Below are 16,274 nucleotides of genomic sequence, written 5' to 3'. Positions count from 1 at the left end.
GCCCTTCGCCTGGACCAAGACCGCCGACGAGATTCTCGACAAAGTAGCCGCCTACTGCCGACGAATCTCTGACTCAGGTCACTAGGGCGAACCCCCTGAAGGGGCGCGGCGAACTGCGCGACCAGCCGAAGGCGAACCCGCACCCGCCGATGAAGGGCACCCGGCACCCCGGATGGGGCCCCGTACCGGCGGAGCCCTTTGGCGGAGCCCCTTGGCGGAACCCCATAATCCGCCCATGCTGCGCCCATGACAGCAAACCTGATGAGACGTCAGCTGACGCGACGTCACATACTCGGTATGGCCGCACTGCAGACCGCGGCCGCCCTCGGCTTCACCCGCATAGGACTCCAGTCGGCCCGGGCGGCCGAGCCCGACGCAGTCGAAAACGCCCCGGCGATAGTCATCGGCTCCGGCTACGGCGGTGCGGTCGCCGCCCTCCGCCTCGGCCAGGCCGGCATCCGTACCCTCGTCCTGGAAATGGGCCGCCTGTGGAACACCGCGGGCAGCGACGGCAAGATCTTCTGCTCCACCGCCGCCCCCGACCAGCGCTCCATGTGGTTCCGCACCCGCACCGAGGCCCCGCTCGCCACCTTCCTCTGGCTGGACGTGGTCAACAAGAACATCGGCGCCTATCCCGGAGTGCTCGACCGCGTGCACTACGACGCCATGTCCGTCTACGTCGGCCGGGGCGTCGGCGGCGGCTCCCTCGTCAACGGCGGGATGGCGGTCACGCCCCTGAAGTCGTACTTCGCCGAGCAGTTCCCGACCGTGGACGCCGACGAGATGTACGGCACCTACTACCCCCGCGCCCGCACCGTGCTCGGCGTCAACACGATCGACCCGGCCTGGTTCGAGTCCACCGACTGGTACCGGTTCGCCCGCACCTCCCGGAAGGCCGCGGGCAACGCGGGCCTGAAGACCACCTTCGTGCCGAACGTCTACGACTTCGGCTACATGCAGCAGGAGGCCGCCGGCGCGGCCACGAAGTCCGCGCTCGCCGGCGAGGTCATCTACGGCAACAACCACGGCAAGCGCAGCCTCGACAAGACCTACCTGGCCGCCGCCCTCGGCACCGGCAACGTCACCATCCACACCCTGGAGAAGGTGAGGTCCGTCAGCCGGGCGGCCGACGGGTCGTACGTCCTGACCGCCGACCGGATCGACGCCACCGGCACGGTCGTCGAGACCAAGAGCTACGGCTGCACGTATCTCTTCCTCGGCGGCGGCAGCCTCGGCACCACCGAACTCCTCGTCCGCGCCCGCGACACCGGCACCCTGCCGGACCTGAACCCCGCCGTGGGTGCGGGCTGGGGCACCAACGGCAACACCATGCTCGGCCGCGCCAACCACGTCTGGGACACCGTGGGCGCCGACCAGGCCACCATGCCCGTCATGGGCATCGACGACTGGGCCAACGCCGACAACCCCGTCTTCGCCGAGATCGCCCCGCTGCCCATGGGGTTCGAGCACTGGGTCAGCCTCTACCTGGCGATCACCAAGAACCCCGAACGGGCCTCCTTCACCTACGACTCCGCCTCCGGTGCGGTGAAACTCGGCTGGACCGCCGCCCAGAGCGCGGTCTCCGTGCGCATGGCCAAGAAGCTGTTCGACCGGATCAACCTGGCCAACGCGACCATCTACCGCTACGACCTGTTCGGCGCCACCAGCAAGGTCTTCGCCGACGACTTCACCTACCACCCGCTGGGCGGCTGTGTGCTGGGCAAGGCGACGGACGACTACGGCCGGGTGAAGGGGTACGACCGGCTGTACGTCACCGACGGCTCGCTCGTGCCCGGCAACATCGGCGTGAACCCCTTCGTCACCATCACCGCGCTCGCCGAACGCACGATGGCGCGGGTCCTCGCCGAGGACACCGCGCCATGACACTCCGTCAGGAGGCGTGCTACTTCGCGTAGATCGCCTCGATCTCGGCCGCGTAGTCCTTCGCCACCACGTTCCGCTTGAGCTTCAGCGACGGGGTGAGGTGGCCCGACTCCTCCGAGAACTGGGAGGACAGAATGCGGAACTTCCGCACCGATTCCGCCTTCGACACCGCGGCGTTGCCGTCGTCGACCGCCGTCTGGATCGCCGCGACCAGATCCGGGTCGTCCTTCAGCGACGCCGCGGTGGCACCTGCCGGCTTGCCGTGCTCGGACGCCCAACGGCCCAGGAACTCCTCGTCGATGGTGACCAGCGCGCCCACGAACGGCCGCCCGTCGCCCACCACCATGCACTCCGCGACCAGCGCGTGCGCCCGGATCCGGTCCTCGATCACCGCCGGGGCCACGTTCTTGCCGCCCGCCGTGACGATGATCTCCTTCTTGCGGCCGGTGATCCTGAGGTAGCCGTCCTCGTCCAGGGTGCCGATGTCACCGGTGTGGAACCAGCCGTCGGCCAGCGCCTCCGCCGTCGCGCCCGGGTTGTTCCAGTACTCCTTGAACAGGTGCTCGCCGTGCAGCAGCACCTCGCCGTCGTCCGCTATCCGGATCACCGAGCCGGGCAGCGGCTGCCCGACCGTGCCGATCTTCTGCCGGTCCCAGGGGTTGAACGCGGTCGCCGCGCAGGACTCGGTCAGGCCGTAGCCCTCCAGCACGGTGAAGCCGATGCCCCGGAAGAAGTGGCCGAGCCGCTCGCCCAGCGGGGCGCCGCCGGAGATGGCGTACTCGCCCCGGCCGCCGAGGACCGCGCGCAGCTTGCTGTACACCAGCCTGTCGAAGACCTTGTGCTTGACCTTCAGGCCGAACGCCGGGCCCGAGGCGCTGTCCAGCGCCTTGCTGTAGGCGATCGCGGTGTCCGCCGCCTTGTCGAAGATCGCGCCCTTGCCGTCCGCCTGCGCCTTGGCGCGCGCCGAGTTGTAGACCTTCTCGAAGACGCGCGGGACACCGAGGACCAGCGTCGGCCGGAAGGCGGCCAGTTCGTCGGTGAGGTGCTTGATGTCCGGGACGCAGCCCAGCTTGATCGGCGCCATCATCGGCGCGATCTGCACCAGGCGGCCGAAGACGTGCGCCAGCGGCAGGAAGAGCAGGACCGAGCACTCGCCGGTACGGAACAGCGGGCGCAGCCGCTCCACGATGTTGCCGCACTCGGCGAAGAAGCTGCGGTGGGTGAGCACACAGCCCTTGGGGCGGCCGGTCGTACCGCTCGTGTACACGATGGTCGCGGGGTCGTCGGCCTTGGCGAGCGAGCTGCGCTCCTCGACCGTCTCGTCCGACACGTCCTGCCCGAGCCGCCCGAGCTCCTCCACGCCGCCGGCCTCGATCTGCCAGACGTGCTTGAGGGCGGGCAGCGACTCGCGCACCGACTCCACGGCCGCCGCGTGGTTCTCCAGCTCCACGATGCAGGCGGTGGCGCCCGAGTCGGACAGGATCCACTGCACCTGCTCCGGGGAGCTGGTCTCGTACACCGGCACGGTGACCGCGCCCGCGCTCCAGATCGCGAAGTCGAGCAGGGTCCACTCGTAACGGGTGCGGGACATCAGGCCCACCCGGTCGCCCGGCTGGACCCCGGAGGCGATGAGGCCCTTGGCGGCGGCGTGCACCTCGGCCAGGAACTCCCGGGCCGTCACGTCCTGCCAGGCACCGCCCACCTTGCGGGCGATGACGGCGACGTCGGGATGCTGCGCGGCGTTTCTGCGGACGATGTCGGTCAGGTTGCCGTCCGCAGGGACCTCGTACAAAGCCGGAAGGCTGAACTCGCGCAAGACTGCTGCTCCTCATAGGGCGCCGGCGCCACGACACTGTGTGATGCGACGGTGCGGTCCAAGGCTCGGGCAGGTGCTCGGGAATCCAGCTGTTGAAATCCAGAGCACGACTGGACTGCCCGGACGTTACCCGCCGGTATGGCTTTCCCGACAGGGGTTCCCGGTGAGATGTTCGCTGCGTCACACATGTTGGCGTTCCTTCGCGCACAGTAGTCCACGGCTGAACCGACCGGCGAGTAACCGCAGGCCGGACCGACACTGTTCACGCAGACCGCACACGCCTACCCTTGATCACCATGGCACCGACACCCTCCGGCAACCGAAGGACCCGCGTCCACGTCGTCAGCGACGTGCACGGCAACGCCCGGGACCTGGCCCGGGCCGGGGAGGGCGCCGACGCCCTGATCTGCCTGGGCGACCTCGTGCTCTTCCTCGACTACGCAGACCACTCGCGCGGCATCTTCCCGGACCTGTTCGGCAGGGAGAACGCCGACCGGATCGTCGAGCTGCGCACCGCCCGGCGCTTCGAGGAGGCCCGGGATTTCGGCGCCCGGCTGTGGGCCGGCATCGGCACGGACCGGGCCGCGGCCATCGAGAAGGCGGTGCGCAAGCAGTACGCCGAGCTGTTCGCCGCGTTCCCGACCCCGACGTACGCCACCTACGGCAATGTCGACATGCCGCCGCTGTGGAAGGAGTACGCCCATCCCGGCACCACCGTGCTCGACGGGCAGCGGGTGGAGATCGGCGGCTGGACCTTCGGGTTCGTCGGCGGCGGGTTGCGCACGCCCATGCGGACGCCGTACGAGATCAGTGACGAGGAGTACGAGGCGAAGATCGAGGCGGTCGGCGAGGTCGACGTGCTGTGCACGCACATCCCGCCGGAGGTGCCCGAGCTGGTCTACGACACCGTGGCGCGCCGCTTCGAGCGGGGGAGCCGCGCCCTGCTGGCCGCGATCCGCCGCACCAGGCCCCGCTATTCGCTCTTCGGTCACGTCCACCAGCCGCTCGCACCCCGTATGCGGATCGGCGCGACCGAGTGCGTGAACGTGGGCCACTTCGCCGGGACGGGCCGCCCCTGGGCGCTCGAATGGTGATCCGCCGGTGACCGGCCGGCGCTGTGTGGGACATGGGGTGAAGGCGGCTGGTCGGCGGCGCGGTAGCCTTCACGCTGCACACACGTGCGCACGACGACCTCTGTACCGGCCCGCATCTGGAGGAGCCACGGCGATGGCGGAACACACCAGCTCGAGCATCACGATCGAGGCGGCACCGGCCGACGTCATGGGGGTGATTGCCGACTTCGCCCGCTACCCGGACTGGACGGGCGAGGTGAAGGAGGCGGAGGTTCTCAAGACCGACGACCAGGGCCGCGCCGAGCAGGTCCGGCTCGTCATGGACGCCGGCGCCATCAAGGACGACCAGACCCTCGCCTACACCTGGACCGGCGACAACGAGGTCTCCTGGACCCTGGTCAAGTCCCAGATGCTCCGCTCCCTCGACGGCTCCTACATCCTCAAGCCCACGGGTCCCGCCACGACGGAGGTCACCTACCTCCTCACGGTGGACGTCAAGATCCCCATGCTCGGCATGATCAAGCGCAAGGCGGAAAAGGTCATCATCGACCGCGCCCTGGCGGGCCTGAAGAAGAGGGTCGAGTCCGACCAGTAACCCCAACCCCCGCAGCCACGCCCGGCCGCACACGGTCACGCTGCTCCCACCGCAGGCGGCCCGGCCGCTACTCGTGGCGCCCAGCCGCCTTCGGCCGTGCGCCGCACCCCGTCCACTCAGCTGCGCGCGGTTGTGCTGCTGCCGATCGCAGGCGGGCCGATGGCCGACCCCGTGGCACCCGGCCGCGTGCGGCAACACCCCGCACCCGCCAACCGGCCGTATGCGGTACCTGCCCAGTCCAGCCGCGCCTGGCCGTGTGCGTCACCTGCCCCGCCCAGCGGTGCCCGGTCGCGCACCACGCCCACCGCCCGGCCGTGTGCGGCACTTGCTCTGCCCAACTGCGCCCGGCCGTGTGCCGTACCCGCCCCGCCTGGCCGTGTGCGGTACCTGCCCCGCCGAGCGGCGCCCGACCGTGTGCCGTACCCGCCCCGCCCAACTGCGCCCGGCCGCCTAACCCAGCCCGGCCACGCCCCACACCCACCACCCGGCCGCGTGCGGCACCCGCCCCGCCCAGCCGCGCCCGGCCGCGTGCCGCACCCTCCCCGGCCCAGCCGTGGGCAGTCGTGTCGCTGGGGCGGCACGGGTGGGCGCGGGCGGCAACCCGTCAGTGCCGGGGCGCGCGGCCGAGCCCCCCGGGGGTGCCGCTCCGCCCTGTAGGGCAGCTCCGGGTGCTGCCCATGCCCCGTTCCCCGTGTCGTCCACCGGCGTCGCTTCGGGGCACCGGCCAACGCCCCGTGCCCCCGGCCTCCGTTACCGTTCAGCCTCATGCGCACCATCCTGATCACGGGCCCGGGCGGCAGCGGTCGTACCACTGTCGCTGCCGCCACCGCACAGCGCGCCGCAGGCGAAGGCGTCCGCACGCTTCTGCTGAGTGCCGACCGCACCGACACCCTCGGCGCCGCGCTGGGTTCCGCGACGGGACCGGTGCCGGAGGAAGCCGCGGCGAACCTCACCACCTGGCGGCCCGATGCCGTCGACCGCTTCCGGCAGGACCTCACCGCCTTCCAGAGCCGCGCGGCCACCGTCCTCGACCTGCTCGGCGCCGCCCGGCTGGACGCCGAGGAGGTCACCCCGCTGCCCGGCGCCGAGGAGCTGTCCTTCCTGCGGGCCCTGCGGGACGCGGCGCTGTCCGAGCGCTACGACCTGCTCGTGGTGGACCTTCCGCCCCTCCAGCAGGCCCTCGCCCTGCTCGGCCTCCCCGAGGAGCTGCGCCGCTATCTGCGCCGTCTCCTCCCGCCCGAGCGGCAGGCGGCCCGCGCCCTGCGCCCCGTCCTCGGCCGGCTGGCCGGCGTGCCGATGCCGTCCGACTGGCTGTACGAGACGGCCGCCCGCTGGGACGTCGAACTCGCCGCCGTCGAGGCCGTGCTCAGCGACCGGAACACGGCCGTACGCCTGGTCGCCGAACCCGGCCCCGCCGGCGCCGACGCCGTACGGACCGCCGGCCTCGGCCTCGCCCTGCGCGGCCTGCGCACCGAGATACTGATCGCCAACCGCACCCTGCCCGAGACCGATCCCGACAGCCTGCTCGTCGGACTCCTCGCCCAGCAGCGCAAGGCACTCGCCGACTGGCAGGAGCAGCCGTACGACGTCCACCCCGTCCCGCACCTCGGCCACGACCCGCGCGGCGCCGACGACCTCGCCGCCCTCGCCGTACCCCCCGTCAACCCGGCACCCGCCCCGGTCGAGTGGCCCGTCACCGACCGCAGGAGCGACGAGGGCGTGCTGGTCTGGCACATCCCGCTGCCCGGCGCGATACGGGACGAGCTGGACCTGATCCGGCGCGGCGACGAGCTCGTGATCACCGTGGGCCCGTTCCGGCGGATCGTCCCGCTGCCCTCCGCCCTGCGCCGTTGCACCGTCGCCGGGGCCGGCCTGCGCGAGGGCGAGCTGCGCGTCCGCTTCGCCCCCGACCCCGACCTGTGGCCCGCCACGGGACGCTGATGATCCGGGTACGCCCGTTCGGGTAACGTCGTAAAGGCGAACCGTAGTCAGGAGTCCGCCATGAGCGAAGAGCGTCCCGCATCCGACTCGCACGAGGGATATGAGGAACAGCGGCGGGCGGCCGACGCCGACGCCTGGTCCACGGCCTGCGCCGAGGACCTCGCCGCCGAGAAGGCCCGCCGCCGCGCCGAGTACGGCCCGCAGCCGGGCTCGGCCGCGGAGGAGCTGAAGAAGCTCGTGGACACGGTGGCCGACAAGCTCTCCGGCCTCCCGTCACCGCTCCTCGGCAGCCTCGCCGGACCCGCCGCCCAGCAGGCGGTGCGCCAGGTCGTCCAGCAGGCCAAGGCCGCCGTCGAGCCCGTCATAGACCGCAACCCCGACGTCTTCGACCACCTGGCCGCGGCCGGCAGCGAACTGCTCGCCGCCTACCGCTCCGCCGTCCAGGCCCAGGAGCGCCGCTGGACCGCCCGCACCGCCGACGACCTGAGCCACGAGGCCCAGGACGACCGGCGGGACAAGGGCGAGGGCACCGGCCCGGGGGAGCGTATCGACCTGGACTGAAGCGCTTTCCCGGCAGGGCCTCGGGTACGGTTGGCCGTAGCGGGGCTCGACCGAAACTGAGGGATTCATGGGACTCACCATCGGCGTCGACATCGGCGGCACCAAGATCGCGGCCGGCGTGGTCGACGAGGAAGGCAACATCCTCTCGACCTTCAAGGTGCCGACCCCCACCACGCCCGAGGCCATCGTGGACGCCATCGCCTCGGCGGTGGAGGGTGCGCGCGCCGGGCACGAGATCGTCGGCGTGGGCATCGGTGCGGCCGGTTACGTCAACCGGCAGCGCTCGACGGTGTACTTCGCGCCGAACATCGACTGGCGCCAGGAGCCGCTGAAGGAGAAGGTCGAGGCCCGCGTGGGCCTCCCGGTCGTGGTCGAGAACGACGCCAACGCCGCCGCCTGGGGCGAGTACAAGTTCGGCGCCGGCAAGGGCCACCGCAACGTCATCTGCATCACGCTCGGCACCGGCCTCGGCGGCGGCATCATCATCGGCAACAAGCTGCGCCGCGGCCACTTCGGCGTGGCCGCGGAGTTCGGCCACATCCGGATGGTCCCGGACGGCCTGCTGTGCGGCTGCGGCAGCCAGGGCTGCTGGGAGCAGTACGCCTCGGGGCGGGCCCTGGTGAGATACGCCAAGCAGCGCGCCAACGCCACCCCCGAGAACGCGGAACTGCTGCTCTCGCTCGGCGACGGCACCCCTGACGGCATCGAGGGCAAGCACATCTCCATGGCCGCCCGCCAGGGCGACCCGGTGGCCGTCGACTCCTACCGCGAGCTGGCCCGCTGGGCCGGTGCGGGCCTCGCCGACCTGGCCTCCCTCTTCGACCCGTCCGCGTTCATCGTCGGCGGTGGCCTCTCCGACGAGGGCGAACTGGTCCTCGACCCGATCCGCAAGTCCTACAAGCGCTGGCTGGTCGGCGGCAACTGGCGCCCGGTGGCCGACGTGATCGCCGCCCAGCTCGGCAACAAGGCGGGCCTCGTCGGCGCGGCCGACCTGGCCCGCGAGCCCGACCCGATCATGTAGTGGGGTCGTACGACAGTGCCCGCCGCGTCCGGTCCCGGGACGGGCGGGCATCGTCGTATGTTGAGCGGCATGGCGACCAGCACGCTGCTTCCCAACTCCCGTACCGAACCCGACGGTTCACCCCTCATCCGCGTCCTGAGCTACAACATCCGCTCGATGCGCGACGACACCGACGCCCTGGCCAGGGTGATCACCGCCTGCGCCCCCGACCTGGTCCTCGTCCAGGAGGCGCCCCGCTTCTTCCGCTGGCGCAAGAAGCTGGCCCGCCTCGCCGCGGCCTCCGGCCAGGTGGTCCTCACCGGCGGCGCCACCGCGGCGGGCCCCGCGATCCTCTGCTCGCTCCGGGCCACCGTGGAGCGGACGGAGGACGTCCTGCTGCCCCTCACTCCCGGCCTGCACCGGCGCGGCTTCGCCACGGCGGTGGTCCGTTTCGGCGTGGTCCGGCTGGGGGTGATCAGCTGCCATCTGAGCCTGGACGGCAAAGAGCGGTACGAACAGGGCGGCCTGCTCCTCGACCGCCTCACCGGCCTGGGCGCGGAGCACGCCATCGCCGGCGGTGACCTGAACGAAGGCCCCGACGGCCCTGCCTTCCGTCTGCTCTCCGCGAGCCTCCAGGACTGCCGTGCCGTGGCCCCCTGGGGCGGCGAGACGACCTGGCCGCACAGCGACCCCCCGCAGCGCATCGACGCCGTCTTCGCGACCAAGGGCATCGAGGTCCTCGGCTGCGGTGTTCCGCTGGACCGACCAGGGGTCACCCGGGCCGACTTGACGGCGGCCACGGATCACCTGCCGGTCCTCGCGGCGCTGCGTGTACCGGTGGCGTGAGTCCGCTTGAACTAAGTACAGGAAACCCCTTGTGCACCTCCGCCACGGTCTCCTACTGTCCTTCCTGTACTTAGTTCAAGTGACCAGGAGGGGGAACGGATGTCCGGGAAGCGTGAGTCACTGGCCGCGTTCGTGGAGACGGCGGCGAAGGAGTTCGGGGTGCCGGGGGTCGCCGTGGCCGTGCTGACCGGCGGCGAGGAGATCCATGTCCACCACGGGGTGACGAACGTGGACCACCCCCTGCCGGTGGACGAGCACACGCTCTTCCACCTGGCCTCGGTCAGCAAGACCTTCACGGCGACCGCGCTGATGCGCCTGGCCGAGCAGGGCCGGGTGGACCTCGAAGCGCCGGTCCGCTGGTACGTTCCCGAGCTGCGCCTCGCCGACGAGGAGGCCGCCGCCCGGATCACCGTGCTGAACCTGCTCAACCACACGGCGGGCCTGGACTGGAACCTGGTCGACGCCGACGAGGGCGACGGCTCGCTCGCCGCGTTCGTCGGACAGCTGAACCGGCTGCCGCTGATCGCGCCGCCCGGCGCCCGCGCCTCCTACAGCCAGGCCGGCTACAACCTGCTCGGCCGGGTGGTGGAGAACGTCACCGGCCTGCCGTTCGAGAAGGCGCTGGCCGAACTGGTCCTGGAGCCGCTGGGCCTGTCGGACACCGTCCTCGACCTGGACGACGTCGTGGTCCGTCGCTTCGCCGTGGGCCACAACCGTGCCGAGGACGGCTCCCTCACCCTCGCCCGCCCCTGGAAGTCGTGGCGGGCCGGACTGCGCGGCAACAACCCCGGCGGCGGTGTCGTCTCCTCGGCGAGCGACCTGCTGCGCTGGGCGCGGTTCCAGCTGGGCGACGGAGAGGGACTGATGGCCGCCGAGACGCTGCGCGGCATGCGGGAACCCACCGTCGAACTGCGGGGCAGCACGCTCGGCGACGCCTTCGGCATCTGCTGGTTCCTGCGGGAGGTGGAGGGTGTACGCACGGCCGGTCACGGGGGCTCGGGCAACGGCCAGTTCGCCGAGCTGCTCCTGGTGCCGGAGCGGGACTTCGCCGTCGTCTCGCTCGCCAACTCCGGCCCGGACGGCTACCAGTTCAACCAGGCGGTGCTGAAGCGGGCGCTGGAGCTGTTCCTCGGTGTGGTCGAGCGGGAGCCGGAACCGCTGCCGTACGACGAGGAGCGGGCGCGGGAGGTCGCCGGGCGGTACGAGATCGACGCCATGAACCTCGACATCGCGGTGGCCGACGGCCGGCTCACGCTGGCCGTCGGCATCAAGCCGGAGATCCGCGCGGCGTCGGACGCGGAGATGCCGCCGGACCATCCGGCCGCGGGGGTCGGCTTCCTGCCGGGGGACGGGGACGAGTACATCGTCACCGAGGGGGGCCTGAAGGGGCAGAAGGGCTTCTTCTCGCGCGCGGCCGACGGCACGGTGACGGGGGTCGACCTGGCGGGGCGCCTCTTCACTCGGGCCTGATTCGCCGTACGCGACTGCGGGTGCGTGGGGGCTGGTCGCGCCCACGCACCCGCAGTCGCGTATCAGACACAGCCCCGCGCCCCTTACGGGGCGCTGTCCTCCGGCCGCAGCCCCTCCAGCAGCGCCCGCAACCCCGCCGCATAGCTGCCGTCGGCCGCGGCCGCGTACTCGGTAGCCGCCGTCGTCCCCAGCCGCGCCCGCAGCCGTGGAAACGGCTCCGCCGCCTGAGCCGCCTTGGCCAGGGTCTCCGAGAACATCTCCTCCGCGTCCTCCCCGGCCCGCCGCACCTTCCTCGTCAGGGAGGCGGTGGCGGACGCGCCGAGGGCGTTGCCCAGGACGTACGTCACCACCGCACCGGCGGCCCGGTCCGCCTCCTGCGGTGTGAACCCCGCGGTCTCGAAGACGCCGAGGAGATGGTCGTCGTAACGGGCCTTGCCGGTGCCGTAGAGGAGATGGGAACCGATCGCCTGCACCAGCCACGGATGCCGTACGAGCATCGCGTGCAGCCGGTCGGCCATCACCGTGGCCGTGCCCCGCCAGTCGTCCGCGTCGAGCGTCGGCAGGTCGACCTCGTGCCACACCCGGTCCGCGGCGAGCAGTACGAGGTCGTCCTTGTTCTTCACATGCCAGTAGACGGCGGTCGCCGCGGCCCCCAGCCGCTTGCCCAGGCTGCGCATGTTGAGCCCTTCGAGGCCCTCGTCGTCCAGCAGCCGCACGGCCGTCCGGACGATCTGTTCCTGGGTGAGCGTGTCGCGCGGCATGGGCTCACCCTAGGTGAGCCCCGCGGCACTTGTACAAAGTTCAGACCACCGCGCCCCGCCCCGGGTCGTCGTCCTCCTCGTCCGTGCGCATCCGCATCACCAGCGCGGCGATGCCGCCGAGGAAGCCGCCGATGCCGAGGGTCGTCAGCCACCAGGTCATGTCCCAGCCGAGCAGCACCGCCAGCAGCAGCAGGATCGGCCCGCCGACCACGCCCAGCCAGGCGAACTTCGCGGTGGTGTCGGCCTCCGGCAGCGGCGGATCCGGCGGGACGAAGTGGCCCTCGTCGTCCTCGTCGAAGTCGTCCTCGGAGGGCTCGGGCGGGTTGTAGTCGCGCGGGCCGACTCCGGGCGCGAAGGAGACCGAGCTGCCCAGCGGCCGGACCGGCGCCTTGTCGGTGTCGCTCGCGGCGTCCTTCTCGGTGTCCTTCTCCGGCTCCGGCAGTGCCAGGTCCTCCACCGGCTTGAAGGGCCTGGCGCCCGGCGGGTCCGGCGGCTCCGCGCCGTACCCCGCGACGATGGCCCGCCAGGCGGCGTCCTCGTCGAAGGGCACCTTCTGCTCGTCCGGCTCGGGGCCCTCGCGGCCCTCGCGGTCGGACTCGTGCTCAGCCACCTGTGGCCGTCCCTTCCTTGCCGAGACTGGGTGCGAGCCGGCCCATGAAGGCGAGGCTCTCCTCGAAGATCCGGTCCGCATCCTGGTCCAACGTCGCCACGTGGTAGCTGTGTTCCAGCACGATCTCCGTCACGTCCGTGGACGACACCCGGCTCAGCACCCGGGCCGAGTCGGCCGCCGGGACGACATGGTCCTGGGCGCTGCGCAGCAGCAGCAACGGCTGGGTGACCTGGGGCAGCTCGCCGTCCAGCCGGCGCAGGAACACCCGCAGCGAGTGCGCCGCGTGCAGCGGCACCCGGTCGTAGCCCAGCTCGGCCGCGCCCTCCTTGGCGATGTCGCTGGCGATGCCCTTCGTCGTCCGCACGAGATGCCGGGCCACCGGAAGGGCGTACGCCGACAGGCCGTGCACCCTGTTCGCCGGGTTGACGACCACCGCGCCCGCGACCCGTTCGCCGTGCCGGGCCGCCAGCCTGAGTGCCAGCGCGCCGCCCATCGACAGGCCCGCGACGAACACCTGGGAGCAGCGCTCGGCGAGGAGGCGCAGCTCGCGGTCGACCTCCGCATACCAGTCCTGCCAGCCGGTGACCTGCATGTCCTCCCAGCGGGTGCCGTGGCCGGGCAGCAGGGGGAGCGACACGGTCAGGCCGTGCGCCGCGTGGTGCTCCGCCCAGGGGCGCAGCGACTGGGGCGAGCCGGTGAAGCCGTGGCAGAGGAGGACCCCTACCTCCCCGCCCTCGTGGCGGTACGGCTCGGCTCCGGGGAGGACCGGCACCTTCGGCGCTCCTGTTCCTGAAGAGAGCCCCCATCCGGTGACCGGTGGCGGCGTGCGGGAAACGTGCGGATGTGCTTCACCGTACGCGACCGCACTGACACCGACCAGGGTCGTCGGGGCCTTTGACGGTCCCGACGGGTTAAGGTCTGTTCGACGGAAACAGGAGGCACGCGGGTGTTGTACGGCACGATGAAGGTCGCCATCGGTGGGCCGCTGAAGGTCGCCTTCAGGCCCTGGGTGGAGGGACTGGAGAACATACCGGCCGAGGGTCCCGCCATCCTGGCGAGCAATCACCTGTCCTTCTCGGACTCGTTCTTCCTGCCCGCGGTCCTGGACCGCAAGGTCACCTTCATCGCGAAGGCCGAGTACTTCACCACCCCCGGGGTGAAGGGCCGGCTGACCGCCGCGTTCTTCAAGGGCGTCGGACAGCTCCCGGTGGACCGCTCCGGGGCGCGCGGCGCCGGCGAGGCCGCGATCAAGAGCGGCATAGAGGTGCTGGAGCGCGGCGAGCTGTTCGGCATCTACCCCGAGGGCACCCGCTCGCCGGACGGCCGGCTGTACCGGGGCAAGCCCGGCGGCCTCGCGCGCGTGGCGCTCGCCACCGGCGCGCCGGTCATCCCGGTGGCGATGATCGACACCGAGAAGATCCAGCCGCCCGGCAAGGTGATGCCGAAGCTGATGCGGCCCGGCATCCGCATCGGCAAGCCGCTGGACTTCAGCCGCTACCACGGCATGGAGCACGACCGTTTCGTGCTGCGCGCCCTGACCGACGAGGTCATGTACGAGATCATGAAGCTGTCCGGCCAGGAGTACGTCGACATGTACGCGACGGCGGCCAAGCGGCAGATCGCGGAGGCGGCGAAGGCGGCCAAGGCGGCCGACAAGAAGGAAGCCGAGAAGAAGACAGGGGCTTGACGGAGGGCCGGGGGAACGGGGGGACATGCCCAGGCGCGAGCGCGTGATGAGGATGTCGGTCGAGCTGCCGCTGTGGCGCGCGCTCGCCGGCTACCGCGTCCTGACCATGCTGTACGCGATCGGCCTGGGCGCCACCAGGTACCACCTCTTCACGCGCCCCTGGGTCGCCGTCGGCTACTTCGCCGTCCTGTTCGTCTGGACCCTCGCCACCCTGCCGAGGGTGCGCAACGCGGCGAGCTGCACCAGGCGCTTCCTGGCCGTCGACCTGGCCGTCGCCCTCACCGGCGTCCTGATCACCCCGCTCGCCGACAGCCACCAGCGGATCGCGGGCGGCCCCACGCTGCCGTCGATATGGACCGGCGGTGCGGTGCTGGCCTTCGCGATCAAGGGCGGCTGGCGCTGGGCCGCCGTCGCCTCCACGCCGGTCGCGCTGGCCAATCTGGTCGAACGGGGCCATCCCGCCCGGGACACCGTGCACAGCCTGATCCTCCTCTGGGTGGCCTCGATCGCCATCGGCTACGTCGTGGAGGTCGCCCGCGCCTCCGAGCGCACCCTCGCCCGCGCCCTGGAGATCGAGGCCGCGACCCGGGAACGGGAGCGGCTGGCCCGGGACATCCACGACAGCGTGCTCCAGGTGCTGGCGATGGTGCAGCGGCGCGGCGCGGTCATCGGCGGCGAGGCGGCGGAGCTGGGGCGGCTCGCGGGGGAGCAGGAGGTGGCGCTGCGCACGCTGGTCTCCGGCGGTCTGCTGCCGGTCTCCCGGGTCTCGGAGGACGCCTCCGCGGGAGCCGTCGTACGCGCGGTGGAAGAGCCCGACGACGACGGACCGGTCGACCTGCGCACCCTGCTGGCGCCCTACGCGGGTGCCCGGGTGAGCCTGGCCGAGCCCGGCGCGCCGGTCGAGCTGCCCCGGCCGGCCGCGCGGGAAGTGGCCGCCGCGGTCGGCGCCGCCCTGGACAACGTGCGCGCGCACGCGGGCGAGCAGGCCCGGGCCTGGATCCTGGTCGAGGACGAGCCGGACGAGGTCCTCGTGACCGTCCGGGACGACGGCCCCGGCATCCCCGAGGGCCGGCTCGCCCAGGCCGAGGGGGAGGGGCGCCTCGGCGTGGCCCAGTCGATCCGGGGGCGGCTGCGCGACCTGGGCGGCGGCGCCGAACTCGTCTCCGTCCCCGGGCAGGGCACGGAAGTGGAACTGAAGGTACCGAAGAACGCGAAGGCGGGGCGTCGATGAGCGAGCAGCAGGACCCGATCAAGGTCATGGTGGTGGACGACCACCCCATGTGGCGCGACGCGGTCGCCCGGGACCTGGCCGAGTCCGGCTTCCACGTGGTCGCCACCGCCGGCGACGGCGAGCAGGCGGTCCGCCGCGCCAAGGCCGCCGTCCCCCACGTCCTCGTGCTGGACCTCAACCTGCCCGCCAAGCCCGGCGTCCAGGTGTGCAAGGAACTGGTCGCCCACAACCCGGCGTTGCGGGTCCTCGTCCTGTCGGCGAGCGGTGAGCACGCCGACGTGCTGGAGGCGGTGAAGTCCGGCGCGACCGGCTATCTGCTGAAGTCGGCCTCCACCGAGGAGCTGCTGGACGCCGTGCGCCGTACCGCCGTCGGCGACCCGGTGTTCACGCCCGGCCTCGCCGGACTGGTCCTCGGCGAGTACCGCCGGCTGGCCGCCGAGCCCGCCCCGGCCCCGGAGACCGACGAGCCCGGCGCGCCCCGGCTGACGGACCGGGAGACGGAGGTGCTGCGGCTGGTCGCCAAGGGCCTGAGCTACAAGCAGATCGCCGAACGCCTCGTCATCTCCCACCGCACGGTGCAGAACCATGTGCAGAACACCCTGGGCAAGCTGCAGTTGCACAACAGGGTCGAGCTGGTGCGGTACGCCATAGAGCGCGGACTGGACGACGAGTAGCGCCCGCCAGTCGAACAAGGTCGGGCTTCGAAGCCGTACACGCCGGAATCACCCTTCCCGCCTCTCCCGATGTGACGTGAATCACCATTAGCGTGACTCTCTGTCAGGGAACCGCGGTGAAGGGA

15 protein-coding genes are annotated in these 16,274 nt (G+C 71.8%); 11 read left to right on the top strand and 4 right to left on the bottom strand.

Features of this window, described 5'->3' with window-relative positions; all coding sequences use genetic code 11:
• Positions 1 to 261 precede the first annotated feature (261 nt).
• The gene (locus LMU33_RS24485) at positions 262 to 1,884 is read left to right on the top strand and encodes a GMC oxidoreductase (protein ID WP_504967697.1); all 1,623 of its coding nucleotides are present in this window, start codon (positions 262 to 264) and stop codon (positions 1,882 to 1,884) included.
• A gap of 19 nt (positions 1,885 to 1,903) precedes the next feature.
• Here the strand turns inward: LMU33_RS24485 and LMU33_RS24480 are convergent, their stop codons facing one another.
• Positions 1,904 to 3,700, bottom strand: a complete 1,797-nt coding sequence (locus tag LMU33_RS24480) for an AMP-dependent synthetase/ligase (RefSeq protein WP_228622767.1) — start codon at positions 3,698 to 3,700, stop codon at positions 1,904 to 1,906.
• Between the two features lie 296 nt (positions 3,701 to 3,996).
• Here LMU33_RS24480 and LMU33_RS24475 point away from each other — a divergent pair, with 296 nt between their 5' ends.
• The 7 genes from LMU33_RS24475 to LMU33_RS24445 all read left to right on the top strand — a co-directional run bounded on the left by LMU33_RS24475 (position 3,997) and on the right by LMU33_RS24445 (position 11,186).
• Positions 3,997 to 4,794 carry a metallophosphoesterase family protein gene (locus tag LMU33_RS24475; protein WP_228622766.1) on the top strand — a complete coding sequence of 266 codons (798 nt, stop codon included), beginning with the start codon at positions 3,997 to 3,999 and terminating at the stop codon, positions 4,792 to 4,794.
• A 133-nt stretch (positions 4,795 to 4,927) separates the two neighbouring features.
• Positions 4,928 to 5,368 (top strand): SRPBCC family protein, encoded by a 441-nt coding sequence (locus LMU33_RS24470; protein ID WP_228622765.1) that lies wholly within the window; start codon positions 4,928 to 4,930, stop codon positions 5,366 to 5,368.
• A 765-nt stretch (positions 5,369 to 6,133) separates the two neighbouring features.
• The gene (locus tag LMU33_RS24465) at positions 6,134 to 7,309 is read left to right on the top strand and encodes an ArsA family ATPase (protein WP_228622764.1); all 1,176 of its coding nucleotides are present in this window, start codon (positions 6,134 to 6,136) and stop codon (positions 7,307 to 7,309) included.
• A gap of 60 nt (positions 7,310 to 7,369) precedes the next feature.
• On the top strand, positions 7,370 to 7,870 hold the full coding sequence (locus tag LMU33_RS24460) for a DUF5304 domain-containing protein (protein ID WP_228622763.1): 501 nt from the start codon (positions 7,370 to 7,372) through the stop codon (positions 7,868 to 7,870).
• 67 nt (positions 7,871 to 7,937) lie between these two features.
• Positions 7,938 to 8,891, top strand: a complete 954-nt coding sequence (locus LMU33_RS24455; protein ID WP_228622762.1) for an ROK family glucokinase — start codon at positions 7,938 to 7,940, stop codon at positions 8,889 to 8,891.
• A gap of 69 nt (positions 8,892 to 8,960) precedes the next feature.
• Positions 8,961 to 9,716: an endonuclease/exonuclease/phosphatase family protein gene (locus tag LMU33_RS24450; protein ID WP_228622761.1), complete on the top strand. Its 756-nt coding sequence runs from the start codon at positions 8,961 to 8,963 to the stop codon at positions 9,714 to 9,716.
• A gap of 99 nt (positions 9,717 to 9,815) precedes the next feature.
• A complete protein-coding gene (locus LMU33_RS24445) occupies positions 9,816 to 11,186 on the top strand; it encodes a serine hydrolase domain-containing protein (RefSeq protein WP_228622760.1) in 1,371 nt (456 codons plus the stop codon).
• 83 nt (positions 11,187 to 11,269) lie between these two features.
• Here LMU33_RS24445 and LMU33_RS24440 read toward each other — a convergent pair whose 3' ends face one another.
• The 3 genes from LMU33_RS24440 to LMU33_RS24430 are packed head-to-tail and all read right to left on the bottom strand — an operon-like array spanning position 11,270 to position 13,329.
• Positions 11,270 to 11,947, bottom strand: coding sequence for a TetR/AcrR family transcriptional regulator (locus tag LMU33_RS24440; protein ID WP_228622759.1), 678 nt, complete (start codon positions 11,945 to 11,947; stop codon positions 11,270 to 11,272).
• 40 nt (positions 11,948 to 11,987) lie between these two features.
• The gene (locus LMU33_RS24435) at positions 11,988 to 12,557 is read right to left on the bottom strand and encodes a hypothetical protein (RefSeq protein WP_228622758.1); all 570 of its coding nucleotides are present in this window, start codon (positions 12,555 to 12,557) and stop codon (positions 11,988 to 11,990) included.
• A complete protein-coding gene (locus LMU33_RS24430; RefSeq protein ID WP_228622757.1) occupies positions 12,550 to 13,329 on the bottom strand; it encodes an alpha/beta hydrolase in 780 nt (259 codons plus the stop codon). The genes LMU33_RS24435 and LMU33_RS24430 overlap by 8 nt, the downstream gene beginning before the upstream one ends.
• 174 nt (positions 13,330 to 13,503) lie before the next feature.
• Here LMU33_RS24430 and LMU33_RS24425 point away from each other — a divergent pair, with 174 nt between their 5' ends.
• From LMU33_RS24425 to LMU33_RS24415, 3 genes are read left to right on the top strand one after another with little or no spacing between them, the layout of a single operon-like run.
• Complete coding sequence (locus LMU33_RS24425) at positions 13,504 to 14,244, top strand: lysophospholipid acyltransferase family protein (RefSeq protein ID WP_228622756.1); 741 nt, start codon at positions 13,504 to 13,506, stop codon at positions 14,242 to 14,244.
• 25 nt (positions 14,245 to 14,269) lie between these two features.
• Positions 14,270 to 15,475 (top strand): MacS family sensor histidine kinase, encoded by a 1,206-nt coding sequence (gene macS, locus LMU33_RS24420; protein ID WP_228622755.1) that lies wholly within the window; start codon positions 14,270 to 14,272, stop codon positions 15,473 to 15,475.
• Positions 15,472 to 16,149, top strand: a complete 678-nt coding sequence (locus LMU33_RS24415; protein ID WP_228622754.1) for a response regulator — start codon at positions 15,472 to 15,474, stop codon at positions 16,147 to 16,149. Before macS ends, LMU33_RS24415 begins: the two co-directional genes overlap by 4 nt.
• The last annotated feature ends 125 nt before the right edge of the window (positions 16,150 to 16,274 follow it).

It is taken from the genome of Streptomyces barringtoniae, assembly GCF_020819595.1.
Classification (GTDB): domain Bacteria; phylum Actinomycetota; class Actinomycetes; order Streptomycetales; family Streptomycetaceae; genus Streptomyces; species Streptomyces barringtoniae.
The sequence above is the reverse complement of the archived record's forward strand: the minus strand, read 5'-3'. Positions and strand labels throughout refer to the sequence as shown.